This window comes from Enterobacter sp. ZOR0014, assembly GCF_000798855.1.
Taxonomy (GTDB): domain Bacteria; phylum Pseudomonadota; class Gammaproteobacteria; order Enterobacterales; family Enterobacteriaceae; genus Enterobacter; species Enterobacter kobei.
In genome coordinates this window covers 1-6792 of record NZ_JTLF01000188.1, presented here as the reverse complement: position 1 = coordinate 6792, position 6792 = coordinate 1, and the positions used below count along the sequence as shown (strand labels likewise).

At 56.4% G+C, this 6792-nt stretch carries 5 protein-coding genes; all 5 read right to left on the bottom strand.

Features of this window, described 5'->3' with window-relative positions; genetic code table 11:
- Positions 1–1120, bottom strand: a 1120-nt coding sequence (gene bglB, locus L977_RS09965) for a beta-galactosidase BglB (protein ID WP_047625672.1), incomplete at its 3' end; no start/stop codon positions are given.
- A 4-nt stretch (positions 1121–1124) separates the two neighbouring features.
- A complete protein-coding gene (locus L977_RS09960; protein ID WP_047625671.1) occupies positions 1125–2708 on the bottom strand; it encodes an MFS transporter in 1584 nt (527 codons plus the stop codon).
- A 262-nt stretch (positions 2709–2970) separates the two neighbouring features.
- The gene (gene flhE / locus L977_RS09955; protein ID WP_047027920.1) at positions 2971–3363 is read right to left on the bottom strand and encodes a flagellar protein FlhE; all 393 of its coding nucleotides are present in this window, start codon (positions 3361–3363) and stop codon (positions 2971–2973) included.
- Positions 3363–5441: a flagellar biosynthesis protein FlhA gene (flhA, locus tag L977_RS09950; protein ID WP_014884334.1), complete on the bottom strand. Its 2079-nt coding sequence runs from the start codon at positions 5439–5441 to the stop codon at positions 3363–3365. The genes flhE and flhA overlap by 1 nt, the downstream gene beginning before the upstream one ends.
- Positions 5434–6582, bottom strand: coding sequence for a flagellar biosynthesis protein FlhB (flhB, locus tag L977_RS09945; RefSeq protein ID WP_023330732.1), 1149 nt, complete (start codon positions 6580–6582; stop codon positions 5434–5436). The genes flhA and flhB overlap by 8 nt, the downstream gene beginning before the upstream one ends.
- Between the last annotated feature and the right edge of the window lie 210 nt (positions 6583–6792).

Genomic DNA, 6792 nt, shown 5'->3' with positions numbered 1-6792 from the left:
GAACATTCAGACACAGAATCGCCATGGCCTGTCCGTAGGGCATCGACGTCAGCGGGATTTGGCGATAAAACGCCTGGTCGCTGCCCATCCCCGTGCCGAACGAGGTTTGCAATAACTCCCCTTCCGGCGAGATATTTTTCACGATGCCGCGAATCGCTTTTTCAGCAACGTCAGCATACGCAGGCGCAACATAGCGCTTACGCACCGCTTTCAGGATCCCGTAGGCAAACCCGGCCGTCGCGGACGCCTCCAGGTACGAGCCCGGATCGTCCAGCAGGGTATGCCACAAGCCGCTCTCGTCCTGACACTTTGCCAGCGCGGCAATTTGCGCATTCAATACCTGCACCAGATAACGGCGCACGGCGTTGTTTTCCGGCAAATCAATCAGTTCGAGGAAATCCGGAATCACGATGGTGAGCCAGCTGTTGCCCCTCGCCCAGCGGGCACGGGCAAAGTTATGGTTGCCGTCGTAACTCCAGCCGTGGAACCACAGGCCCGTGTCCCGGTCCATCAGGTTCTGCACGTGCAGCAGGAACTGATACACCGCCTCTTCAACGTACTCCGGTTTGTTGAGCAGTTTGCCGATTTTCGCCAGCGGCAACACCGTCATCATCAGCGTGTCATCCCACATCTGCTGATGATTCTCTTCCGCCAGGGTGATGTGCTGCATGCCACCGTGATCGGTGCGCGGCATCTCGGTCATCGCCCATTCCGCCCAGCTTTCCAGCCACGGCAGCCAGGCCGGGTTTTTGGTCTCTTCATAACGACAGGCCAGCGTCAGGAACGGCGACATCGTATTGACGTTTTTGGTAGTGGCACCTTCAGCAAAACGGTCAGCAAACCAGCTGTCGATAATGTCGCGCATGCCTGTGTCACCGGTCTGGCAGTAATACTGCCAGATACCGTACAAACCGACGCCGTGCGTCCATTCCCATCCGGCCCAGCCTTTGGTGTCGATCACGCGCCCGTCGTCCAGCCGCAGCAAAAACTCACCCGTCTTGTCGTGGATATTGACCAGGTTATGCGTCACCTTTTGAATCAGTGCTTTCAGCTCATCTCTGGCAATAAAGCGTTCAGGTTGACGCAATAACGGGCTATGTTTGACAGGCCAAACTTTCATCATCTTAACCTCTGTTGTATGTCGAATTCAGTACTTCACGATCCTTCAGCGAAGGTGCGGCTGGCTTATTGCGATTCAGATAACCGATGTTGTTATTACCCCACAGTGACGCATACGGCATACCGGCCAGCATCTCGACAGTGGCGCGGGCATGCGGCGTCGCTGATTCCGGTATCGCATGACCCCACGCACGCATTTTCGCGGTCTCCTCGCGCAGCGTGCTGTGGGTCTGTAAATTCAGTCTGAAGCGCAGAGAAACGAGGAATCCGCAGAACAGCACCAGGAGGGTGCCCACACTCAGGATCATCAAAATGGTATGGCTCACTTCCGCAGGCTGTACTTTCTGACCGCTGACAAAGCCGGACATCTGCATCACGATGCCCACCAGCATCACCGCACCGGCCTGAGAGGCTTTACGGGTGAGGGTCATGATGCCGGCGAAGATCCCTTCGCGGCGCTGACCGGTGATCACTTCGTCCACATCAGCGATGTAGGTATAGGTATTCCACGGCACGTAGTTGATACCGCCGCGGCCAAGACCGGCAATGGCAGAAACCAGCAGCAGCAGAGAATAGATGTCGCTCAGCCCGGCATAATAGAGGACGGCGTAAGAAAGAGAGGCCAGGCCAAACAGTACCACCACCATGCGGTAGGACGGCGCAGGACCAAAGCGAATGCACAGCGGGATCATCCCGAGCACGGCGAGAAACTGGAAGATGGCCATCGTACCGAGCAGGTTAGAGGCCATTGAGGCTTCCTGCATCAGCACAAACACCACGTAGTAGGTGAAGACCGCGTTAAATACATCCTGCGCAATGTAGCCGCCGAGATACATGCCCAGATGCTGGCGGAAAATTTTAATTCGCAGCGTAGAACTCAGTTCCACTAACAGACGATTGAGGCTCTGGCCCAGCGTCAGCTTCTTCTTCTCTTCTTCAGCCCGCAGCGCCGCTTCGGACCATTCCTCACGCGGACGTTCCCAGGTAAAGCACCAGACGAAAATGAGCATCAGGGCGCACAGAACGGAGAAAACCAGGCTTGCATAGAAGAAGGAGACCGCATTGTCTTTACCGAAATGCGTGAGCAATATCCCGGGCAGAAAGGAGGCCAGAATGGCGGACATCTGCGCCATGGAAATACGCGCCCCGGAGAACTTGGTTTTCTGTTTGAAGTCATCGGTCATTTCCGGCACCAGCGTCTCGTACGGCACCAGAATCATGGTGTAGACGATATCAAACACCAGATAAGTCAGCAGGTAATACCAGAAATTCATGTCCCCCACCCACATCAGCGAGTAGCTGAACACGCACGGGATCCCCAGCAGAATAAAGAATTTACGTCGACCAAAGCGCTTTCCGAGCCAGGTCGTACCGAAGTTGTCCGTCAAAAACCCCATTAACGGACTGACAACGGCATCCAGTACCCGTGCCGCGGCAAAAATGAACGTTGCTTCAATCGGTGTGAGTCCACAGAAGGTGGTGTAAAAATACAAAAGCCAGGCCGCCGTCAGGGCGGTGGTACCCGCCCCGAGGAAATCACCTGACCCGTATGCAAGATAATTTGCGAGTCCAATTTTACGTGTTTTCATTGCCGTCAACCCTAATCAATGTTGGGAGACTCCCTGTAAGCAAACCTCGTCCGGGAGCTTTTACACGGCTACAGTAAAGGCATCGACTTCCTGATACCTTTCTGTTTCTGCCATCACGCAGGGGGTGAATGGCAAAAATGCAAAGAGTATCGTCACGCGTGTCACTGATTTATAAAACAGCGTTTCTTTTTCATCAAAAGGTGAGGTCAGTTTTGCGAGCCAGCCATCAGTATTCCCTGATGGCTGGTGAAAAAGCGGGCAGTTAGCGGTAGTTTACAATGACAGAATTGCTCTGCACTTTTAGCGCCGGGATCAAACGTCCCCCGCCCGGCACTTCCCAGATAAAACGCAAAGGTTCAATGGCGGGCACGCCGTTGAACGCCTGCGTCGTGCCATTCTCTCCGTCGATTTCCGTACAGCGACTCTGGGAGCAGAGCCGCACCCGCAGTCCGGCTGGCGTTGGGCCAATCAGTCTGTAATTCCAGACCACCATCCCCATCAGACCGGAAACCGCTTCAGAGGGCGACAGCGGAGTAGAAGACATGGCGACACCCCGGTTGCTCAGGGTCACGCCCATGCTGCTTGCCTGCCAGGCGCCTTCCCCGGCCGCCTGTGCCGCCAGCGGGAAGAACATAATCCAAAGCCATTTAGCCATTATTTTCCTCCAATCGTCGCCGTCATGCGGATATGACGGTTATCCGACAACTCCATATTCGACAGCACCACCAGCTGGTTCAGGCTGCGCCGCAGGAAGCGCGACAGCAGCGGACGCAGCGCATGGTTGACCAGCAGCACCGGTGGCGCCCCCAGCATCTCCTGACGTGCCAGTGCCTCCTGGGTCTGCTCCAGCAGGCGATCCGCCAGACCTGGCTCCAGGCCGCCCCCGCCCTGCAGGGCCTGCAGCAGCAGACGTTCAAGCGGCGTGTCGAGGCCAATCACCTGCACTTCTCCGGTTCCCGGGAACCACTGCTGCGTGATTGCACGCCCCAGCGCCACGCGCACCACCGCCGTCAGCTCGTGCGGATCGCTTTGCAGCGGCGCATGCTCGGCAAGGGTTTCCAGAATGGTTCGCATATCGCGGATCGGCACTTTTTCCTCGAGCAGGTTTTGCAGCACCTTGTGCAGCGTGGTTAACGTCAGCACGCCCGGGACCAGATCTTCCGTCAGCTTCGGCATCTCCTGCGTCACGCGGTCGAGAAGCTGCTGCGCTTCCTGACGACCAAACAGCTCTGCCGAGAATTGCCCAATCAGATGATTAAGGTGGGTTGCCACCACGGTACTGGCTTCGACCACCGTATACCCCTGGATTTGCGCCTGCTCTTTCAGCGCACTTTCAATCCAGATGGCCGCCAGACCAAAGGCCGGATCGACGGTTTGCTCGCCCGGCAGCGTGCCTGCCGCGGTGCCAGGGTTAATGGCCAGCCAGCGCCCCGGGTAGGCATCGCCGCTGCCAATTTCGACCCCTTTCATCAGAATACGGTAGCGCGCAGGCGGCAGATCCATATTGTCACGGATGTGAACCACCGGCGGCAGGAAGCCCATATCCTGAGCGAATTTTTTACGGATACTGCGGATACGGCCAAGCAGCTCGCCATCCTGCTGAAAATCCACCATCGGGATCAGGCGATACCCCACTTCCATTCCCAGGGAATCTTCCAGCTGCACGTCGTTCCACGTCGCCTCGACGGCCTGAGTATTCTCCGGCATTTTCACCGGAACCGGATCCGCCGCAGGTTGGGTTTCACGGCCACGCATCCACCAGGCCAGCCCCAGCAGACCCGCAGTGAACAGCAGGAAGACGAGGTTTGGCATGCCCGGTACCAGACCAAGCAGACCCAGAACGGCAGCGGCCAGCAGCATTACGCGCGGGTTACTGAAGAGCTGGCCAACCATCTGCTCGCCAACGTCCTGATCGGTACTCACGCGGGTGACAATCACGCCCGCCGCCGTTGAGATGACCAGCGCCGGGATCTGCGCGACCAGACCATCACCAATAGTCAGCAGCGTGTAGCTTTCCGCCGCGTGGCCCATGTCCATGCCGTGCTGCAATACCCCCACCAGAAGGCCGCCCACCACGTTAATCACCATGATCAGAATGCCCGCGATGGCATCACCGCGCACAAACTTACTCGCACCGTCCATGGATCCGTAGAAGTCCGCTTCCTGAGTGACTTCCGCACGGCGTTTTTTGGCTTCATCTTCCGCGATTAACCCGGCATTCAGATCGGCGTCGATCGCCATCTGCTTGCCCGGCATCCCGTCCAGCACAAAACGGGCGCCCACTTCCGCAATACGCCCGGCACCTTTGGTGATAACCATAAAGTTGATGATCACGAGGATAACGAATACCACGATACCGATAGCGAAATTACCGCCTACCAGGAAGTGGCCGAAGGCCTCCACCACTTTACCTGCTGCTGCCGCGCCGGTGTGCCCTTCCATCAGAATGATACGCGTGGACGCCACGTTCAGCGCCAGTCGCAGCAGAGTGGTAAACAGCAGAATGGTCGGGAACGCGGCAAACTCCAGGGTCCGCTGAGTGAACATCGCCACCAGCAGCACCATAATGGAGAGCGCAATATTAAACGTGAATAGCAGATCGAGGATGAATGCCGGGAGCGGCAGAACCATCATCGACAAAATTAACAGGATGAGAATCGGCCCGGCGAGGATCTGCCATTGGGTCGATTTCAGGTTGCCGGGCAGGCGCAACATTGCCACCAGATTAGCCATCAGTGTCCTTCTCGTTCATAAAATCCAGCGCGGCAGGCACCGGAAGGTTCTCAGGTTTCACAGGCCGTTGACCCCCGGCCAGACGCCAGCGTTTCAACTGCCATACCCAGGCCAGCACTTCCGCCACCGCGGCGTAGAGTTGTCCCGGGATCTGTTGTCCGATTTCCGCATGGCGGTATAAGGCACGCGCCAGCGGTGGAGCTTCCAGGATCGGCACGCGGTTTTCGGTGCCAATTTCCCGGATACGAAGTGCGATCAGCCCCGCCCCTTTCGCCACCACTTTCGGCGCGCTCATCTTATTTTCGTCGTAGCGCAAGGCAACGGAATAGTGTGTCGGGTTGGTGACGATGACATCCGCCTTCGGCACATCCTCCATCATGCGCCGACGAGCGGCAGCACGCTGCATCTGACGGATACGCCCTTTAACGTGCGGGTCACCTTCCATCTGCTTATATTCGTCACGGATATCCTGACGTGACATCCGCAGTTTCTTGAAATGGCTATAAAGCTGGAAGATAACGTCAAAACCGACCATCGGGATAATGCTGAGCACCACCAGCAGCGCGCAGAGTCCAACCAGATTCAGGGCATTACTCATGGCAGTAAGGGGCGACTCGCTGATGAGGCGCATCATTTCGGGCCAGTGATACCAGAGGAAGAACCCGGCAGAACTGCCCATCAGCACCGATTTGAGAATAGCCTTGAGCAGCTCGGCGCCGGTCTGCGCCGAAAACATTTTCGCAATGCCCGGCAGTGGGTTCAGCTTCGAAAATTTGGGCTGCAGTGATTTTCCGCTAAACACCAGACCGCCCAGCATGACTGGAGAGACCAGCGCCACCAGCACCACGCCGGTAATTAAGGGCAGCAGCGCAACCATGGCCCCTTTTATTAACTGAATAATCTGGCTGAGGATCAGATTCGGGTCATTGACCATACTGTGGTCAAAACGTAAGCCAGTTGAGAGCATTCCCGCCAGCTTGCGGGCGAGCGACTCCCCACCCCACCAGATAATGCACACCCCTACGACAAGGATCAGCAGGGAGGTCAATTCTCGGGATCGGGGGATCTGCCCTTCCTCACGCGCTTTTTCAAGTCGGTGGGGTGTGGGGGCTTCCGTTTTGTCGTCGTTCTCTTCTGCCACAGTGCATGCTCAGCCCATTACGTCACGGTTATCTTGCCACGGGAGGTTATCGCCAATGGGTAGATAAACCCCTATAATCATGCCCTGTTAACCACTTTAACGATTAAACGCTGTAGCGAGGCTGTTTGCCGTTCAAAAAACGCACAACTCAGGTTTGGCAATCACTTTTTAATACTGATTATTTTTTAAAAGTGTTTTTAATAAAAATAA

Bases quoted from the DNA above. Each gene is read 5' to 3' on its own strand.
- L977_RS09960 (WP_047625671.1), bottom strand. From the start codon at position 2,708: ATGAAAACACGTAAAATTGGACTCGCAAATTATCTTGCATACGGGTCA.
- flhE (WP_047027920.1), bottom strand. From the start codon at position 3,363: ATGGCTAAATGGCTTTGGATTATGTTCTTCCCGCTGGCGGCACAGGCG.
- flhA (WP_014884334.1), bottom strand. From the start codon at position 5,441: ATGGCTAATCTGGTGGCAATGTTGCGCCTGCCCGGCAACCTGAAATCG.